Below are 17,643 nucleotides of genomic sequence, written 5' to 3' on the forward strand. Positions count from 1 at the left end.
TGACTTACTTTAGTGTGAGACTCTTGATACTTTTGCTATCCGATCCGAGGATCGGTTCGCTGCCATCAAGCGCCCACACTTATCGGCTGTTAATTTTTAAAGAACGTTTCTGCGAGAAATTCTTCCTTCTCAGCAGCGCTGCGTTGTCAGCAGCAGAGAAACGAGATTATGAACACTGTTTCGCAGTTCGTCAACAACTTTTTTAACTACTTCGTTGCGACTGCGGGGTTCATCTTCCTGCGCCGGCCGGCGCCCTACAGGCATCCAACCAACTTCGCTTCCCCCTTCCGCGCCGCGTTGCCGTTAGCGCGAAAGAGGCGTGATTCTAGGCATCCCGCGCCGCCAGCGCAAGGGGGTGCGCGAAATAAATTTAAGGCCCCGCACGCTGTCGCGTGCGGGGCCTTAAATAGAGGATGCAAAACCGTCAGGCCACGCGCATCTGGCGCACGACGATCTCCATATAGTGATCCAGATCCGGCGTCGCCTTCCCTGCCGCCTTCGCCGTATCGTCCCACCGGCGCAGACGCAGCGCGTCCGCCGCATGCGGGCGCTGCAGGAATGCGTCCGCTTCCGCGTCGCTGAAGATCCCGCCTTGCAGCGCCAGGCTGCGTACCGAATCCGGCGACAGGCTCTCGTAGTAGCCGGCATCGATCCGGCACAGGCACCGCTTCGCGTCCACATGCAGCCTGATCGGCTCCAGCACGGCGTCCGGCAGGATCGGCCGCAGGAACGGCAACACGTAATACTGATGGAGATCGTCGATGCCGCGCGCGCTCGGCGTCTCGCCCTGGCGATTCAGCAAATGCCCGAGGTCGTGCAGGAACGCCGCCGCGACCAGCGCGTCGTCGGCCCCCGCCTCCTCCGCCAGCAGCCCGCTCTGCAGCGCATGCTCGAGCTGCGTGACCGGCTCCCCGCTGTAAGCCACGTGGCCATGCTCGCGATACAGGCCGCGAATCTCTTCAAGCGTCAATGCCATTCCGTCACTCCCAAGGCAGCGAGAAGGTCTTCAGGTTCGTGAAGCTCTTCATCGCCTCCTGAACGCCTTCCTTGTAACCCAGCCCGGAATCCTTGACGCCGCCGAACGGTGTCAGCTCCATCCGGTAGCCTGGCACTTCCCAGACATTCACGGTGCCGACGTTCAATTCGTTCACGAACCGCACGACCGCAGCCGTACTGTCCGTGCAGACACCCGACGACAACCCGAACGCCGTGCCGTTGCTGATCCGGATCGCGTCGTCGATCGTATCGAACGCGATTACCGGCGACACGGGGCCGAACGTCTCCTCGCGCACCAGCGTCATCGCCGGGTCGACGCGGTCGAGCACGGTCGGCGCATACAGCGCGCCCCGGCGCACATTGCCGGCCAACAGCCGCGCCCCCTGCGCGACCGCCTCATTGACGCGCGCCTCGAACAGGCGCGCCGCCGCTTCGTCGATCACCGTGCCCATTTCGTTCGCGGGATCGAACGGATCGCCGTACGACCACGCACGCGTCAGCTCGACCAGCCGCTCAGTGAAGGCCGGCGCAACCGAGCGCTGCACCAGGATGCGCTTGACCGCCGTGCAGCGCTGGCCGGAGTTCCGGTACGAGCCCTGCACCGCCAGCGATGCGGCGCGGTCGAGATCGGCATCGTCCAGCACGATCAGCGGATCGTTGCCGCCCAGTTCCAGCACGACGCGCCGGTATCCGGCCTTCGCGGCGATGGCCTTGCCGATCGCCACGCCGCCGGTGAACGTGATCAGCGATGCATGCGGATGCGTCACGAGTTCCTCCGCGATTTCGCCCGGATCCCCGGTCACGACCTGCAGCATCGGCTCGGGCAGCCCGGCTTCGACCAGCAGACCGGCCAGATAGAACGCCGACAGCGGCACCTTCTCGGACGGCTTCAGGATCACCCGGTTGTTGGTCGCAATCGCCGGCGCGACCTTGTGCGCGACCTGATTCATCGGATGGTTGAACGGCGTGATCGCGACGATCACCCCGTCGAGCGGCTGGCGCTGCGAAAACACCCGGCGCGCCTTGCCGTGAGGCGTCAGGTCGCACGAGAAACTCTGCGCGTCATCGCGCAGCGCCTCGACCGACGCGAACTTCAGCACGTCCGCGACACGGCCGATTTCGTAGCGCGAATCCTGCTTGGACAGCCCGGATTCGAGCGAAATCAGGTCCGACGCTTCCTCGGTGCGTTCGCGCAGCAACGCCGCCGCCCGTTCGAGGATCTGCGAACGCTCGTAGCGCGTGAGCGCCGGCCGGTAAGCCATCGCGTAATCGAAGGCGGCGCGCACGTCGTCGACGCTCGCGAGCGGCACCGTGCCGACCCGCATGCCTGTATAAGGATCCGTCACATCCAGGGTCCGCTCGCGCACCGCGCGTTCGCCGCGCCAGCGCAGCGCCTCGGCGCGAAACGCCGGATGATCCTGCCGTTGCCTCGACGTCATGATGCGATCCGGTTCAGCGCGAAGTCGAACACGTCGAAATTGCGCGGACGACGCGCGGGATCGCCCCGCTCCACGCGCCGGTTGAACAGCAGCGGCACCTCCTGCTCCGACACGCCGCCGTGCGAACGCAGCGGCACGGTCAGGCCGGACAGGTCGTGCTCGCGCTCGCGCGTGCCGAGCGTCATGTCGCGGCGCGCGATCACCACCAGGTCGCCGATGCGGTCGGCCGGCAGCTCGAAGCGCGCCGACGCTTCCGCGTTGTCGAGCACGAGCTCGACGCCATCCAGCCCGCCGACGCGCCACATCGCGTCGGTCCGGTCGACGCCCGGCGCCAGGTAGACGGTCGCGAACGAACCGAGCGCGCCGTGGTGCACGACATACGGATCGGTAATCGGCAGGATCACGCGCGCGGCCTGCGCGCCGAACCAGCCGTCGAATGCATCCTGCAGATAGACGACGTTCGGCCGGCCGGTCGCCGGATCGTGCTTCGCGTTCATCCCGTGATCGGCGGTCAGCCCGATCACCCAGCCGAGCGCGTCGAGCTGCGCGAGATAGCGGTCCATCATCGCGTAGAACGCGTTCGCGCCGGCGCTGCCGGGCGCGCACTTGTGCTGCACGTAGTCGGTGGTCGACAGATACATCAGGTCGATCTGGCGCGTCTGCGCGAGCCGCACGCCCGCCGCGAACACGAACTCGGACAGCGCCGCGCTGTAGACGTCCGGCGACGGCAACCCGACCCAGTCGAGCACGTCGGCGATGCCGTTGTCCGCGAGATTCGCCTGCGCGGCCTTCTCCGCGGAAAAGCAGATGCCGCGCATCCGCCAGCCGAGCAGGCGGCGCAGCTTGTCCTTCGCCGTCACGACCGCCACCCGCGCGCCAGCGTCGGCGGCCGCCGCGAGCAGCGTGCCGGCCCGCAGGTAGGCCGGATCGTTCATCATCACCTCGGCGCCGCGCCCGCCGTCGGCGTCCGGATCCCAGAAGTAGTTGCCGCAGATGCCGTGCACCGACGGCGGCACGCCGCAGACGATCGACAGGTTGTTCGGGTTGGTGAACGTCGGCACGACGCAATCGGCGCGCCACGCCGTGCCTTCCGCGAACATCCTGCCGACGAACGGCGCGACGCCCGCCTCCACCGCCCGCTCCAGATAGTCGTATTCGCAGCCGTCGACGCACACGACGACGGTCGGCTCGGACGGCAGCCGGTAGCGCCGGCCATTGACGTCGACGTATCGGTCGGTCATATGAACCTCCGTGCCGGCGGCCGGCGCGTCGCCGGAAAGCCGCAACGAGAATGCCGCGTTCATGCCCCGGCCCGCCCGCCGCGCGGCACGCGTGCGGCAATCAGCAGCAGCGCCGCGAGCGACGCGCCGAGCATCATCAGCGACAGCGCCGACGCCGGCAGGTAATAGCCGCGCTCCACCTGGCCGATCACGACGATCGGCACGGTGGCGAAGCCGGGCGGATAGACCGTCAGCGTCGCGCCGAGCTCGCCGAGCGACAGCGCGAAGCCGAGCGCGAGGCTCGCGCGCAGCGCCGGCACGAGCTGCGGCAGCAGCACGCGGCGCAGCACCATCGCGGGCGGCGCGCCGAGGCTGGCCGCGGCCTCGCGCAGCACCGTCAGTTCCGGGCGCAGCGCCGCCGCCGCGCAGCGATAGCAGAACGGCAGGATCAGCGCGAGCTGCACGAACACGACGATCGCCGCCGAACTCGACAAGTCGACCGGCTTCTGGTGATACGCGATCAGCACCGCGAGCCCGAGCACGACGCTCGGCACGCCGTTGGGCACCATCACGAGCGCGTCGACCGCCGCGCCGATGCCGCGCCGGTCGCGCCCTTCGAGCGCGAGCGCGAGCCACAGCCCGAGGATCGTGCCGAGCACGGCCACCCCGAAGCCGATCTCGAGGCTCGTCGCGAGCGCGCCGTATTCCTGCGAACCGAGATGCTCGAACCAGCGCAGGCTGTAGCCGGCCGGCAGGATCGTGCCGGACCAGCGGCTCGACACGCTCGACAGCGCGACAACGACCACCGGCAGCACGAACAGCCAGAAGCACGCGAACGCGGCGAGCGCCAGCGCGGCCCGCGACGCGTGCTTGAGCAGCGTGTCGCTCCAGCCCGGCTCGTGGCGCGGCACGGCCTGCCCGATTCGATATTCAGCGGACATCGCGCGCGCCTCCCATGGCCCGCCGGTTCACCCGGCGATAGATCGAATACAGCGCCAGCGACAGCGCGAGCATCGCGACCGCGCCCGCCGATGCGGTGGGCAGGTCGAGATCGACGGTCGCGCTGCTGTAGATCGCGACCGGCAGCGTGACGAGCTTCGCGCTGCCGAGCACGAGCAGGATCCCGAATTCGTTCAGCGTCAGCAGGAAGCACAGCACGGTGCCGGCCGCGATCCCGGGCCACGCGATCGGCAGCACGACGCGCCGCGCCAGCATCCCGCCCGACGCGCCGAGGCTGCGCGCCGCTTCGATCAGGCGCAGGTCGAGCGTCGCGAACGACGCGAGCGTCGGCCGCACGACGAACGGCGTATAGAACACGGTCTGCGCGAGGATCACGCCGCCGAAGCCGAACAGGAAGTCGAGCGGCGGCTGGTCGAGATGGAACAGCTGCTGCAGCGCGATGCTGACCGAGCCTTGCGAGCCGTACAGGAAGATCAGCGTGAAGGCGACGAGAAACGACGGGAACGCGACGTACAGCTCCAGGAAGCGCGTGACGAGCGACGCGCCCGGAAATGGCCGGAAGAACAGCAGCGCGGCCAGCAGCACGCCGAGCACCGACGCGGTGCCGGCGCTGGCGAACAGGACGCCGAGCGTCGTCAGCAGCACGCTGCGCGTGTCGGGATTGCCGAAGAAGTTCCGGTAGGCGGCGAAGCTCAGCCCGTGGTCGCCGCTCAGGCTCAGCAGCACGAGCCGCGCGAGCGGATAGACGACGAGCGGGCCGAGCACGACGACCGCGAGCAGGATCAGGTGCCAGTCGCCGGCGCGCTTGCGGCGCCGCGCGGCGACGGCATGCGCGGCGGCCGACGCGAGCGCCTGCGGCGACAGCCCGGCGTCAGGGCTCGATAAGGACGACATCGTCTGCCTCGCAATGCAGGGAAACACGCGCGCCGCGCTCGGGCGCCGCGCCGCGGCCGCGCTGCATCGTCACGCGCACCGGCTCGTCCGGCGCCGCGTCGACCACGACGGCGATCGACAGCTCCGCGCCCTGCCATTCGACCGACGCGACCGTGCCATGCAGCCCGCCCGCCGCGAGCGGCTTGACGGCCAGTTGCTCGGGGCGCACGCACGCGACCTTGTCGCGCACGTCGTGGCGCGGATCGCCGAGCGGAAAGATCACGCGCGGCGGCAGCAGGTTGGCCGGGCCCAGGTAGCGCGCGACGTAGCCGTTGCGCGGCGTGTCGTACAGCTGCTGCGGCGTGCCGAGCTGCGCGACGTGGCCGTCGCGCATCAGCAGCGCGCGATCGGACAGCACCAGCGCGTCGTCGCGGTCGTGCGTCACGCACACGACGGTCAGGTTCGGCAGGCGCTCGTGCAGCGCCTTCAGTTCGCTGCGCACCGACGCGCGCAGGTTCGCGTCGAGCGCCGACAGCGGCTCGTCGAGCAGCAGCACGTCGGGCTCGATCACGAGCGCGCGGGCGAGCGCGACGCGCTGCTGCATCCCGCCTGACAGCTGCGCCGGCAGGTGATGGCCGGCATCGCCGAGTTGCACGAGCTTCAGCGCGTCGGCGACGCGGCGCGTCACCTCGGCGGACGCCATGCGCCGCGCGCGCAGGCCGAATGCGACGTTCTCGAACACCGACAGGTGCGGGAACAGCGCGTAGTTCTGGAACAGCAGGCCGAGATTGCGCTTGTGCGGCGGCGCATAGGTCAGGTCGCGCCCGGCGACGGTCAGCGTGCCGGTCAGGCCATCGGCCTTCACGAACCCGGCGATGAAGCGCAGCAGCGTGGTCTTGCCGCAGCCGCTCTTGCCGAGCACGGTCAGAAATTCGCCGGCGCCGATCGACAGCGTCAGATCGTCCAGCACCGTGCGCGCGCCGTAGCGCACGCTCAGGTGCTCGATCCGCACGCCGCCCGGCGCGCCGGACCGCTGCGTCGCATGCGGCTCGGCGGCGCCGAATGCGCCGGGATGGGTCAGGGTGGTGTCCACCGGATTCATCCTTTCGATAGGGCCTGTTCCCGCTCATAACGGGCTTGCGAACGTACCTTGCCGGCCGCAGTGCAAGAAGCAAGGAGCGCCGTTTGGCCAAGCCAAACAAGCGACGCGCGACGCCGCAATGCAGCCGGCAAGGTACGTTCCCGAAACTAAAAAAATCTTCCAGGGGCTGGCCGCCGGAAGGGCCGATCGTTGCGTCATGCTTCTCGCGAATACGCCCGGTATTCGCTTCGTCGCAGTCCTTGCGCTCGGCCCTTCCGGCGGCCGGCGCAAGCCCGTTATGAGCGGGAACAGGCCCTCAGGCGGCGTGCGCCGGTCACTTCGGCTTGACGACGTCGGTCTGCTTGCCCGAGCTGCCGATCACGTCCTTCTTCCAGCGCTCGATCCACACCGGCTTCTTCGCCATCACCTGGCTCCAGTCGACCGGGATCAGCTTCACGCCCGCGATCGCCTTCTTGACCGCCTCGCCGTTCTTGCCGGCGAGCGGCACGTCGGTGCGGCCCGGGATGCCGTACATGTCCGGCACCTTCGACTGCACGTCCGTCGACATCAGGTAGTCGATCAGCTTCTTGCCGGCGTCCTGGTTCGGGCCGCTCTTGATCAGGCCGATGCCGTACGGCAGCTGGAACGTCGTCGGCTGGTCGCCGTCCTTCGCCGCGAGGAAGATCGGCTTGATCGACAGGCCGCCGTGCTCGGCGTCGTCGAGGTCCATCTGCAGGTCGCCGTTCGCGACGTTGATCTCGTTGCGCGACAGCAGCACGTTCAGGTAGCCCGTGCCCTTGGTGTGGAACTTCACGCTCTGCGACAGCTTCGCGAGATAGTCGAACGCCTTGTCCTCGCCCATCAGCGTGGTCGTCAGGATCAGCACGGCCATCCCGTCGCCGGCCGTGGCCGGGTTCGAGTACGCGATCTTGCCCGCGTAGTTCGGCGACAGCAGGTCGGCGAACGTCTTCGGCTGCTGCTTGACGACTTCCGGGTTGATCGCGAACGAGAAGTAGTTGTTCACGAACGTCGCCCAGGTGCCGTCTTCCGCCTTCGCGATCGCCGGCACGTTCTTGTAGTTGACGCTCTGGTACGCCTGCAGCAGGCCCATCTGGCCGGCTTGCTGGATGAACGGCGGCAGCGTGACGATCACGTCGGCCTTCGGCGAATTCTTCTCGACGTTCGCGCGGTTCACGACTTCGCCGCTGCCCGCCGTGACGATGTTGACCTTCACGCCTTCCTTCTTCTCGAACGCCGGCAGCACGTCGCGATAGAGGTTCTCGAGGCCGTCCGCCGTATACAGCACGACCGCGTTCGCGGCGTGGGCCGGCAGCGCGGCGCCTTGCAGCAGACCGGCGGCGCAGGCGGCCAGCGCGAGCTTGCGGAACGCGCCGGCACCGGCGCGCGGGGAATTCTGCTGTGTCATCTCACTTCTCCGTAGACGGGACATCAAACGGCCGGGGCACGACCGGCTCTGTCGACCAGAGTTGGCGCTTCAGCGCTTACTCTGGCCCCAGGCAGAGCAGTAATAGGGGGCGACCCGCCAGCGGGCCCGCCTCGTCGCCGCCCGAGCGATCCTGGACCGATGCGGTTTCGTGCGGCAAGCGAAGGATCACAGCGTTCGATGACAACCCCGTGACGACTGCCACAACTTCCAAAAAATGACACATTTTGCCAATATCATACACATCGATCCGGAGACGCCGATCTGCGTCCCGCCCCTGTTCCCGTTGGAGAAAACCCGATGCCCTCACCCGATCCGATCCTGCTCACACCCGGCCCGCTGACCACATCCGCCGCGACCCGCCACGCGATGCAACGCGACTGGGGATCGTGGGATGCGGCATTCAATCAGCTGACCGACAGCGTCTGCGCCGACCTCGCCGGCATCGCGCACGGGCGCGACGAATATGTGTGCGTGCCGATGCAGGGCAGCGGCACGTTCGCGGTCGAGGCCGCGCTCGGCACGCTGGTGCCGCGCGACGGCGTCGTGCTCGTGCCGGACAACGGCGCGTACTGCGCGCGCATCCTGAAGATCCTCGGCCGGCTCGGCATCGACGCGATCGCGCTGCCGTTCGGCGAGGACGCCGCCGCCGATCCGGCCGCGCTCGAGGCGGCCTTCGCGCGCGAGCCGCGCATCACGCACGTCGCGCTCGTGCATCTGGAGACCAGCGCCGGCATCCTGAACCCGCTCGACGAGATCGCCGCGCTGTGCCGCCGGCGCGGCAAGCAGCTGATCGTCGACGCGATGAGCTCGTTCGGCGCGCTGCCGATCACGCTAGACGGCAGCGGCATCGACGCGCTGATTTCCGCGAGCGGCAAATGTCTGGAAGGCGTGCCGGGGATGGGGTTCGCGATCGTGCGGCGCGCGGCGCTCGAAGCCAGCGAGGACAACGCGCGGTCGCTCGCGCTCGACCTGTACGACCAGTACGCGTACCTGCGCAAGACGGGCCAGTGGCGCTTCACGCCGCCGACGCACGTGGTCGCCGCGCTGCGCGCCGCGCTCGACCAGTTCCTCGCCGAAGGCGGCCAGCCCGTGCGCGGCGCGCGCTACGCGGAGAACTGCCGGACGCTGGTCGAATCGATGCGCGCGCTCGGCTTCACGCCGTTCCTTGCCGAACGCGTGCAGGCGCCCGTGATCGTGACCTTCCACGCGCCGGCCGATCCGGCCTACGACTTCCGGCGCTTCTACGACGCGGTGCGCGACGCCGGCTTCATCCTCTATCCGGGCAAGCTCACGCAGCTCGAGACGTTCCGGGTCGGGTGCATCGGCGCGATCGATGCCAACGACGTCCGCCGCGCGGTCGCCGCGATCGCACACGCGGTCGAATCGCTCGGCATTTCGCTGCGCCGCGCGTAAACGATAGAAAGACAGGCGAAAAAAAGCCCGGCGGTTCGATCCGCCGGGCCCAGAGCTCACTGCACCTGCATGGAATGCGTTACAGCACGATCCGCTTGATGTCGCCGACGACGAAGATGTACGACGCCGCGCCGATCAGCGCGATCACGCCGATGAACACCAGCGCGCCGACGAACGAGCCGGTCGACGCGACGATGAAGCCGACGACCAGCGGCGTGATGATGCCGGCCAGGTTCGCGGCGAAGTTGAAGATGCCGCCCGTCACGCCGAGCAGGCCGTCCGGCGCGATGTCGGACACGAGCGTCCAGCCGAGCGCGGCCATCCCCTGCGCGAAGAACGCGACCGACATGATCGCGATCACGGCCTCGTTGCTCTGCACGTAGTTCGCGAGAATGATCGTCGATGCGAGCAGCAGGCCCGCGATGATCGGCAGCTTGCGCGCGAGGTTCGCGGATTTGCCGCGGCGCAGCAGCCAGTCGGAAAGGATCCCGCCGAACATCACGCCGACCGACGCGGCGATGAACGGCATGATCGCGAAGAAGCCGATCTTCAGCCAGCCCATGTGGCGCTCGGTCGCGAGATAGGTCGGGAACCAGGTCAGGAAGAACACCAGCGTCGAGTTGCCCGCGAACTGGCCGAGGCAGATGCCCGCGAGCTGGCGCTTCTTCAGCAGCTTGCCGGCCATGCTCCAGCTGAATTTCGCCTGCGCGGGCCGGTCGTCCTTCTTCGCGCTGTGCGCGAGGCCGCCGCCCGCCTCGATGTACTCGAGCTCCTCCTTGTTCGCGCCCGGATGATTGCGCGGCTCATGGTAGAACTTCCACCAGACCAGGCCGAACGCGATGCCGACGCCGCCGACCACCCAGAACAGCGAGCGCCAGCCGAACGCGCCCATCAGCGCGAACAGCATCGGGCTGAAGAACGCGAGGCCGATGTACTCGCCGACCGTATAAGTGCCGGTCGCCATCGCGCGCTCATTCTGCGGGAACCACGTCGCGACCACCCGGCTGTTGGTCGGGAAGCACGGCGCTTCCGTGACGCCAAGGCCGAGGCGGCACGCGAGCAGCGTCGCGACGCCGGGCGCGAAGCCCTGCAGCAGCGTGCACAGCGACCACAGCGTCATCGACCAGTAATAAGTGATCTTGCTGCCGAAGCGGTCGAGAAAGAGGCCGCCGGGCACCTGCATCGCGACATAGGTCCACGAGAACGCGGAGAACATGATGCCCATCACCGCCGCGTTGATGCCGAGCTCCTTGGTGAGCTGCGGCGCAGCCACCCCCAGCACGGTACGGTCGAGGTAGTTGATCATCGTGCCGATCGCGAGCAGCGCGAGAATCTTGTAGCGCGCCGACGTGCGCCGGACCGTGCCGGCCGCCTGCGCCGGACGCGCCGGCGCATGGTTGGTGTGGGTGGTGTGCTGCATGGTCGTCTCCTGGTCTCGTCTTTCTATGAGTCTGAAATGGATCAGCGCCCGACGAGCGACTGAAAGTGATCGAACATCCGCTCGGCGTCGGGCGTGCGTCCGGTGAAGATCTCGAATGCGTCGACGGCCTGGTAGACCGCCATCCCGCCGCCCGGCAGCGTCGCGCAGCCCACCGCGCGCGCTGCCCGGATCAGTTCCGTTTCGAGCGGGAAGTACACGATGTCGGCCACCCACATCCCCGCATGCAGCAGCTCGGCCGGCAGCGGCAGGCCCGGATGCTTCGCCATGCCGGTCGGCGTCGCGTGGATCAGCCCCGTCGCCGCGCGCACGCTGTGCGCGAGGTCGTCGCCCTGCGTGACCCGCGCAGCCGGGAAGCGCGCCTGCAGCTCGCCGGCGAGCGCGCGGGCGCGCGCCGCATCGACGTCGAAGATCGCCAGTTCGGCCGCGCCCATCTGCAGCGCGGCATGCGCGACGGCCGCCCCGGCGCCGCCCGCGCCAAGCTGGACGACGCGCGCGAGCGACGCATCGGGCAGCCCGCGCCGGAACGACTTCGCGAAACCCGACCAGTCGGTGTTGTGGCCGATCCGCTTGCCGTCCTTGAACAGTACGGTGTTCACGGCGCCGAGCGCGCGCGCGTCGTCGGACAGCGCGTCGAGATGCTCGATCACGCGCTGCTTGCACGGATGCGTAATGTTCAGGCCCGTGTAGCCCATCTGCTCGGCGGCCGCGAGCAGCTGCGGCAGCGCGTCGACGGTGACGCCGAGCACGTCGAGGTCGATGCGCCGGTACACGTAGCCGAACCCCTGGCGGAACCCCTCTTCTTCATGCATCGCGGGCGACAGCGAGCCGCCGATGCCCTGGCCGATCAGGCCGATCAGAAAGGACGGACGGCTCATTGCTCGGCTCCCTGCGAAAGAATGGTCGACATGCGCTGCAGCGCGAACACGTAGCCTTCGGTGCCGCAGCCGCAGATCACGGCCTCGGCGACCGCCGACACGTACGAGTGGTGGCGGAACGGTTCGCGGCGATGCACGTTCGAGATGTGAACTTCGATCACCGGCTTGTCGATCGCGGACAGCGCATCGGCCAGCGCGACCGACGTATGCGTGTACGCGGCGGGGTTGATCACGACGCCGTGCGCGTCGTGGCGCGCCGCGTGCAGCCAGTCGATCAGCTGGTGCTCGGCGTTCGACTGGCGGAATTCGATCTCCAGCCCGAGCGCATCGGCCGCGGCGCGGCAGCGTTGCTCCACGTCGGCGAGGGTTTCCGCGCCGTAGATGTGGGGCTCGCGCGTCCCCAGCAGATTCAGGTTCGGGCCGTTCAGCACCAGGACCTTGCGCTTGCTCATGTCAGTTGCTCCGAAAACGGGGGCTCATCGCTACGCGACTTCGCCCCCTGACGTCAAGATTCGACGCTAGTGTGCGCTTGCGCAAACGCAAAGTCTTTTCGGGTTTTCGCTAATTTGTACCAACTAGTTAGTTTGTATAATTCGACGCACCATCCCAGTAAATTCGGGATATGGCGCGCGCAGCGGGCTCAACGACTGGTTCAATTCAGGGTCGGTCCGGCGCGCGCCACCCCGCTCATCCGCAGGATTCGCCCATGCAGCGCTCGATCGCCACCGTGTCCCTGTCCGGCACGCTCGCCGAGAAGCTCGCCGCCATCCAGGCCGCGGGTTTCGACGGCGTCGAAATCTTCGAGAACGACCTCGTCTACTTCGACGGATCGCCCGCCGACGTGCGGGCCATGGCCGCCGATCTCGGCCTCGACATCGTGCTGTTCCAGCCGTTCCGCGATTTCGAGGGCGTCAGCCCCGCGCAGCTCGCGCGCAATCTCGACCGCATCCGGCGCAAGTTCGACGTGATGCATGCGCTCGGCACCGATCGCATCCTCGTCTGCAGCAACGCGTCGCCCGACACGATCGCCGACGATGCGCTGCTGGTCGACCAGCTCGGCGCGCTCGCCGAGGCGGCGCAGCAGGCGGGTGTCGTCGCCGCCTACGAGGCGCTGGCGTGGGGCCGGGTCGTGAACACGTACGGCCATGCGTGGCGGCTCGTGAACGCGGTGAACAACCCGCACCTCGGGCTCGCGCTCGACAGCTTCCACACGCTGTCGCTCGACGATTCGCCGGACGCGATCGCCGACATCCCCGGCGACCGGATCGCGTTCGTGCAGATCGCCGACGCGCCGAAGCTCGTGATGGACGTGATCGAATGGAGCCGCCATTTCCGCTCGTTTCCCGGCCAGGGCGACTTCGACCTCGCGCGCTTCACCGCGCGCGTGATCGAGGCCGGCTACACGGGGCCGCTGTCGCTCGAGATCTTCAACGACGGCTTCCGCGCGGCGCCGACCGCGCTCACGGCGGCCGACGGCCACCGCTCGCTGCTCTACCTCGAGGAGCTCACGCGTGCGCAGCTCGCGCGGGAAGGCCGTGCGCCCGCCGCGAGCCAGCCGCTGTTCGCGCCGCCCGCGCCGCCGGCACACGTCGGCTTCCAGTTCATCGAATTCGCGGTCGACTCGCGCGCGGCGGCCAATGTCGGCGAATGGCTCGGCAAGATGCGCTTCCGGCTCGCCGGCCGCCATCGCTCGAAGGACGTGACGCTGTTCCAGCACGGCGCCGCGTCGATCGTGCTGAACGCGGAGCGGGATTCGTTCGCGGACGCGTTCTTCCAGCAGCACGGGCTGTCGCTGTGCGCGTCGGCGTTTCGCGTCGACGACGCGAAGGTCGCGTTCGAACGCGCGGCGGGTTTCGGCTATGCGCCGTTTTCCGGGCGCGTCGGCCCGAACGAGCGCGTGCTGCCGAGCGTGAAGGCGCCGGACGGCAGCCTCGAATACTTCGTCGACGAAACCCCGGACGCGCCGACGCTGTACGAATCCGACTTCGTGCTGACCGACATCGACGGCCCGAGCGAAGTCGGCCCGCTGACCGGTATCGACCACGTGTGCCTCGCGCTGCCGGGCGACGCGCTCGACACGTGGATCCTGTTCTTCAAGACGGCGTTCGGCTTCGAGGCCGAACGCAGCTGGCTGGTGCCCGACCCGTACGGGCTGATGCGCAGCCGCGCGGTGCGCAGCGCGGACGGCTCGGTGCGGATCGCGCTGAACGCGTCGGTCGACCGCCACACCGCGGTTGCCGAGTCGCTCGACCGCTACCACGGCACCGGGCTGAACCACGTCGCGTTCCGCACCGACGACATCGTGAAAACGGTCGCCGAGTTCGCGGCCGACGGCGTGCCGTTCCTGCGCATCCCGCGCAACTACTACGACGACCTCGCCGCGCGCTACGCGCTGCCGGACGCGCTCATCGACACGCTGAGCGCGCACCACCTGCTGTACGACCGCGACGAACACGGCGGCGAGTTCCTGCATGCGTATACGGAGCTGGTCGACAATCGGTTCTCGCTGGAGATCGTCGAGCGCCGCGGCGGATACGACGGCTACGGCGCGGCGAACGCGGCCGTTCGCCTGGCGGCCCAGGCGCAGCGCAGAAAATAAGGGGCAGGGAAAAACCGGGTGCGACGAAAAGTCATCGCCTATTTGTCTGGTGAATCGGCCGCACATGCACTACGCTGGCGCAAGTGCTGTCGGACGCCCGCCTGAAGCGGCTTGCGCCGATCGGGTTCGCAAAGCCGCCGCCGGGCCGTTACATGCTGTAACCACCGGCTCGCCGCGGCCGGTCAATGATCGGGGCGTTTTAAGAATCGCTTAAGTCTTCGACGGCACCATCCGCAACCATATCCGAAGACACTTTCGAAATAGGAGGACAGCGATGAGCGCCGTAGATGCACCCGCGGGCCGCCCGGCCGCGCCCCCTGCCAAACCCAAGACGATGCTGCGGCGCCTGCTCAGCCATCACGAAATCGCGACGCTGCTCGTGCTGCTGCACGCGCCGATCGGCGCGAGCGCGGCCAAACCCGAACTTCCTGCGCTGCAGGAAGACGGCCTCGTCGAGATGGTCAAGCTCGACGCCGACACGCAGCCGAGCTTCCGCCTGACGGAAAACGGCACGGCCGTGCTGAAAGGGCTCGGCTACCGCTGAACGGCGGATCGCCCGCCGCTCCCCCACCGCGCCGGCTGTTGCCGGCGCGCGCCGTTTACCCCGCCCTTACCCGTTACCCCGCCCGATCCTGCAGCATCATCCGGTATTCCGTCGGCGTCACGCCGACCGTCGCCTTGAACTGGCGCGTGAACGCGCTGTGATCGGTGTACCCGCATAGCGCCGCCACGTCGGTCACCTTGTCGTGCGTGATCAGCAGCGCGGTCGCGGCGTCGAGCCGCGTCTTCAGCAGCACTTGGCGCGGCGTCAGGTGGAACACCTTGTGGAAATAGCGCTCGAGCTGCGCGACCGACATCCCGGCCATCAGCGCGAGCTGCTTCAGGTTCAGCGGCTGCACGTAGTGATCCTGGATGTACTGGACCACGTCCGCGAGCTTGCTGTAGGCCGGGTGCGAACCTTCCTGCGCCTTCAGGTCGCGCGAGATGCCGGCGAGCCCGACCACCTTGCCGGCCGCGTCGCGCAGCGGTTCCTTGCAGGTCAGGCACCAGCCCGGCTGGCGGCCCGGGTACAGATGCAGTTCGAGCTGGTCCATCAGCTGGTGGCCGGCGTTGATCGTCGCCATGTCCTGCTCGAAGTAGCCGTGGCCGAAGCGGCGCGGAAACACTTCGTCGGTGGTCTTGCCGAGCAGGTCGCGCTTGTCCTTGTAGCCGCAGCGCATCGCGAGCGTGCGGTTGACCAGCGCGTAGCGGCCGTCGGCATCCTTCACGAAGAACGCGACGTCGGGCAGCGCATCGAACACCGGCTCGAGCAGGCGGAAGTGCGCGAGCATCGCGCCGAAATCGGCGTTCTCGGGCTGGTAGCGCAAGGTGTCGGACAGGCTCATGGACGGTACGGCAAGCAAGGTCGTCATCCCGGCATCCGCTAGGCGAGTGGCTGATGGCGTCGATTATAGGAGCGCGCCTCGCATCCGGCGCGCCGGCGCAGTGCGGCGCCGCTTCGCGCGCACGCGTGCGCGCCCGAAGCCGCCATCCTAAAAAACGCCGCCGCGCCGCGTCTTGGCGCGATTGCGCATGCGGGATGACGATTTCAGCATATATCAGGGTAATCGACGATATGCCGAAATCGTCGCCGGCCGCGCTCCGAACGCGCAAGACGCGTGCATTTTCGCTACCTAGACTTGCTTCACGGTCACGAGACGACACACGGCCATGCCGGCATGCGACACGCACACGATGCCGCAATCGCCATACGGCACGCCGATTTCGGCACAGCCAGGCCGGCGCGTCTCGCCCGGTTCACCGGCGCCGGCCCCTGCTCGCCCGCCGGCCCAACCACGCCATCAAGGGGAAGTGAAAGTGAAGCTGAAGGTATCGCACGTCGCGCTGGCCGCCGCCTGCGCACTGTCGGGCGCCCACGCCCTCGCCGCCGACGTCGTCAAGATCGGTTTCGCCGCGCCGCTCACCGGCCCGCAATCGAACTACGGCACCGACATGCAGAAAGGCGTGCAGCTCGCGATCGCCGATTTCAACGCGACGCATCCGACGATCGGCGGCAAGCCGGTCACGTTCCAGCTCGACTCGCAGGACGACCAGGCCGACCCGCGCACCGGCACGACCGTCGCGCAGCGCCTGATCGACGACAACGTCAGCGGCGTGATCGGCCACTTCAACTCGGGCACCAGCATCCCGGCGTCCGATCTGTACGATCGCGCGGGGCTGCCGCAGATCTCGATGGCAACCTCGCCGCAATACACCGCGCGCGGCTACAAGACCACCTACCGGCTGCTGACGAGCGACGCGCAGGCGGGCCGCATCGTCGGCACCTACGCGGTGAAGACCCTGCACTTCAAGCGCATCGCGATCATCGACGACCGCACCGCGTACGGCCAGGGCATCGCCGACGAATTCGCGAAGGCCGTGCAGGCCGCGGGCGGCACGATCATCAAGCGCGACTTCACGAACGACAAGGCGCTCGACTTCTCCGCGATCCTGACCAACCTGAAGGGGATGAATCCCGACGCGATCTTCTACGGCGGCGGCGACGCGCAATCGTCGCCGATGATCCGCAAGATGCGCCAGCTCGGGATGAAATCCGCATTCGTGACGGGCGAGATGTCGCGCTCGCCGACGTTCCTGAAGGTCGGCGGCGATGCGGCCGAAGGCGCGATCGTCTACATGGGCGGGCTGCCGAAGGAGAAGATGCCCGGCTTCGCCGGCTACGCCGCACGCTACAAGGCGCGCTTCAACGAAGACGTGATCACCTACTCGCCCTACGCGTACGACGGCACGATGGCGCTGCTCACCGCGATGAAGGACGCCAACTCGACCGACCCGAAGGTCTACACGCCGTATCTCGGCAAGCTGGCGATCAAGGGCGTGTCGGCCCCCAGCATCGCGTACGACCCGAAGGGCGACCTGAAGGATGCGCCGGTGACGATCTACAAGGTCGAGCGCGGCGCGTTCAAGCCGGTCGACACGATCGCCGGCAACTGATACGCGAGACCCTTCCCGCGCGGCGCGCCAGCGGCTCACCGGCCGCCCGCGCCGCGCACTTCGGCGGCACGGTCCCAAGCCTTCCTCAGCGCACACCCACGCGCGCATTTCGCGCTCCTGTAGAATCCCCCCACCCGCTTTGACGCTTCGTCTGCGCCGCGCCCCATCCCGGTGCGGCGATGCGCGTCGCGTGCCCCATCCGGCACCCGGCACGCTTCGACGATGCAAGCCGCGCCTTGTCAGTCCATGCCGATAGCGGGCCCTGGAGACGCAGCACCGACAACAACATTCAAAAACCGATCGCC

The 17,643-nt window shown here is 68.1% G+C and carries 16 protein-coding genes; 5 read left to right on the plus strand and 11 right to left on the minus strand.

Features of this window, described 5'->3' with window-relative positions; translation table 11 throughout:
• Positions 1-206 (plus strand): hypothetical protein (locus HWY45_RS36645; protein WP_208450112.1); only part of this gene is annotated, 206 nt, incomplete at its 5' end.
• 218 nt (positions 207-424) lie between these two features.
• Here the strand turns inward: HWY45_RS36645 and HWY45_RS33780 are convergent.
• From HWY45_RS33780 to phnS, 7 genes are all read right to left on the minus strand, one after another.
• Positions 425-976 (minus strand): phosphonate degradation HD-domain oxygenase, encoded by a 552-nt coding sequence (locus tag HWY45_RS33780; protein WP_059881031.1) that lies wholly within the window; start codon positions 974-976, stop codon positions 425-427.
• Positions 977-980: 4 nt separating this feature from the next.
• Positions 981-2,435: a phosphonoacetaldehyde dehydrogenase gene (phnY, locus tag HWY45_RS33785; RefSeq protein WP_059881033.1), complete on the minus strand. Its 1,455-nt coding sequence runs from the start codon at positions 2,433-2,435 to the stop codon at positions 981-983.
• Positions 2,432-3,739, minus strand: coding sequence for a phosphonoacetate hydrolase (phnA, locus tag HWY45_RS33790; protein WP_059810685.1), 1,308 nt, complete (start codon positions 3,737-3,739; stop codon positions 2,432-2,434). Before phnA ends, phnY begins: the two co-directional genes overlap by 4 nt.
• Complete coding sequence (phnV, locus tag HWY45_RS33795; protein WP_059881035.1) at positions 3,736-4,596, minus strand: 2-aminoethylphosphonate ABC transport system, membrane component PhnV; 861 nt, start codon at positions 4,594-4,596, stop codon at positions 3,736-3,738. The genes phnA and phnV overlap by 4 nt, the downstream gene beginning before the upstream one ends.
• Positions 4,586-5,509, minus strand: coding sequence for a 2-aminoethylphosphonate ABC transporter permease subunit (locus HWY45_RS33800; RefSeq protein ID WP_059881037.1), 924 nt, complete (start codon positions 5,507-5,509; stop codon positions 4,586-4,588). The genes phnV and HWY45_RS33800 overlap by 11 nt, the downstream gene beginning before the upstream one ends.
• Complete coding sequence (phnT, locus tag HWY45_RS33805) at positions 5,487-6,590, minus strand: 2-aminoethylphosphonate ABC transport system ATP-binding subunit PhnT (RefSeq protein ID WP_059881039.1); 1,104 nt, start codon at positions 6,588-6,590, stop codon at positions 5,487-5,489. Before phnT ends, HWY45_RS33800 begins: the two co-directional genes overlap by 23 nt.
• A gap of 313 nt (positions 6,591-6,903) precedes the next feature.
• Positions 6,904-7,995, minus strand: coding sequence for a 2-aminoethylphosphonate ABC transporter substrate-binding protein (phnS, locus tag HWY45_RS33810; protein WP_059810681.1), 1,092 nt, complete (start codon positions 7,993-7,995; stop codon positions 6,904-6,906).
• Between the two features lie 318 nt (positions 7,996-8,313).
• Here phnS and HWY45_RS33815 point away from each other — a divergent pair, with 318 nt between their 5' ends.
• A complete protein-coding gene (locus HWY45_RS33815) occupies positions 8,314-9,429 on the plus strand; it encodes a 2-aminoethylphosphonate--pyruvate transaminase (protein ID WP_059881041.1) in 1,116 nt (371 codons plus the stop codon).
• 79 nt (positions 9,430-9,508) lie between these two features.
• Here the strand turns inward: HWY45_RS33815 and HWY45_RS33820 are convergent, their stop codons facing one another.
• Genes HWY45_RS33820 through aroQ form a run of 3 tightly spaced genes read right to left on the minus strand, consistent with a single transcriptional unit; the run spans position 9,509 to position 12,197 of the window.
• The gene (locus tag HWY45_RS33820) at positions 9,509-10,849 is read right to left on the minus strand and encodes an MFS transporter (RefSeq protein ID WP_059881043.1); all 1,341 of its coding nucleotides are present in this window, start codon (positions 10,847-10,849) and stop codon (positions 9,509-9,511) included.
• A 41-nt stretch (positions 10,850-10,890) separates the two neighbouring features.
• Entirely contained in the window at positions 10,891-11,745 is an 855-nt protein-coding gene (locus HWY45_RS33825; protein WP_059563797.1) for a shikimate dehydrogenase, read from the minus strand.
• Positions 11,742-12,197, minus strand: a complete 456-nt coding sequence (aroQ, locus tag HWY45_RS33830) for a type II 3-dehydroquinate dehydratase (protein WP_059563796.1) — start codon at positions 12,195-12,197, stop codon at positions 11,742-11,744. Before aroQ ends, HWY45_RS33825 begins: the two co-directional genes overlap by 4 nt.
• Before the next feature lie 254 nt (positions 12,198-12,451).
• Here aroQ and HWY45_RS33835 point away from each other — a divergent pair, with 254 nt between their 5' ends.
• Together HWY45_RS33835 and HWY45_RS33840 are read left to right on the plus strand one after the other, a co-directional pair.
• Positions 12,452-14,344 (plus strand): bifunctional sugar phosphate isomerase/epimerase/4-hydroxyphenylpyruvate dioxygenase family protein, encoded by a 1,893-nt coding sequence (locus HWY45_RS33835; RefSeq protein ID WP_059881045.1) that lies wholly within the window; start codon positions 12,452-12,454, stop codon positions 14,342-14,344.
• A gap of 274 nt (positions 14,345-14,618) precedes the next feature.
• On the plus strand, positions 14,619-14,888 hold the full coding sequence (locus HWY45_RS33840; protein WP_059810676.1) for a hypothetical protein: 270 nt from the start codon (positions 14,619-14,621) through the stop codon (positions 14,886-14,888).
• A 73-nt stretch (positions 14,889-14,961) separates the two neighbouring features.
• Here HWY45_RS33840 and HWY45_RS33845 read toward each other — a convergent pair whose 3' ends face one another.
• Positions 14,962-15,756, minus strand: coding sequence for an AraC family transcriptional regulator (locus HWY45_RS33845; protein WP_059563793.1), 795 nt, complete (start codon positions 15,754-15,756; stop codon positions 14,962-14,964).
• A gap of 445 nt (positions 15,757-16,201) precedes the next feature.
• Here HWY45_RS33845 and HWY45_RS33850 point away from each other — a divergent pair, with 445 nt between their 5' ends.
• Complete coding sequence (locus HWY45_RS33850) at positions 16,202-17,338, plus strand: branched-chain amino acid ABC transporter substrate-binding protein (protein ID WP_081063059.1); 1,137 nt, start codon at positions 16,202-16,204, stop codon at positions 17,336-17,338.
• The last annotated feature ends 305 nt before the right edge of the window (positions 17,339-17,643 follow it).

Source organism: Burkholderia stagnalis, from assembly GCF_902830275.1.
Taxonomy (GTDB): domain Bacteria; phylum Pseudomonadota; class Gammaproteobacteria; order Burkholderiales; family Burkholderiaceae; genus Burkholderia; species Burkholderia stagnalis.

Excerpts from the sequence above, each read along its gene's own strand:
- HWY45_RS33835 (WP_059881045.1), top strand. The coding sequence starts at position 12,452 with ATGCAGCGCTCGATCGCCACCGTGTCCCTGTCCGGCACGCTCGCCGAG.
- HWY45_RS33800 (WP_059881037.1), bottom strand. The coding sequence starts at position 5,509 with ATGTCGTCCTTATCGAGCCCTGACGCCGGGCTGTCGCCGCAGGCGCTC.
- phnA (WP_059810685.1), bottom strand. The coding sequence starts at position 3,739 with ATGAACGCGGCATTCTCGTTGCGGCTTTCCGGCGACGCGCCGGCCGCC.
- HWY45_RS33825 (WP_059563797.1), bottom strand. The coding sequence starts at position 11,745 with ATGAGCCGTCCGTCCTTTCTGATCGGCCTGATCGGCCAGGGCATCGGC.
- aroQ (WP_059563796.1), bottom strand. The coding sequence starts at position 12,197 with ATGAGCAAGCGCAAGGTCCTGGTGCTGAACGGCCCGAACCTGAATCTG.
- phnY (WP_059881033.1), bottom strand. The coding sequence starts at position 2,435 with ATGACGTCGAGGCAACGGCAGGATCATCCGGCGTTTCGCGCCGAGGCG.
- phnT (WP_059881039.1), bottom strand. The coding sequence starts at position 6,590 with ATGAATCCGGTGGACACCACCCTGACCCATCCCGGCGCATTCGGCGCC.
- HWY45_RS33815 (WP_059881041.1), top strand. The coding sequence starts at position 8,314 with ATGCCCTCACCCGATCCGATCCTGCTCACACCCGGCCCGCTGACCACA.
- phnS (WP_059810681.1), bottom strand. The coding sequence starts at position 7,995 with ATGACACAGCAGAATTCCCCGCGCGCCGGTGCCGGCGCGTTCCGCAAG.
- HWY45_RS33840 (WP_059810676.1), top strand. The coding sequence starts at position 14,619 with ATGAGCGCCGTAGATGCACCCGCGGGCCGCCCGGCCGCGCCCCCTGCC.
- HWY45_RS33845 (WP_059563793.1), bottom strand. The coding sequence starts at position 15,756 with ATGACGACCTTGCTTGCCGTACCGTCCATGAGCCTGTCCGACACCTTG.
- HWY45_RS33820 (WP_059881043.1), bottom strand. The coding sequence starts at position 10,849 with ATGCAGCACACCACCCACACCAACCATGCGCCGGCGCGTCCGGCGCAG.
- HWY45_RS33780 (WP_059881031.1), bottom strand. The coding sequence starts at position 976 with ATGGCATTGACGCTTGAAGAGATTCGCGGCCTGTATCGCGAGCATGGC.
- phnV (WP_059881035.1), bottom strand. The coding sequence starts at position 4,596 with ATGTCCGCTGAATATCGAATCGGGCAGGCCGTGCCGCGCCACGAGCCG.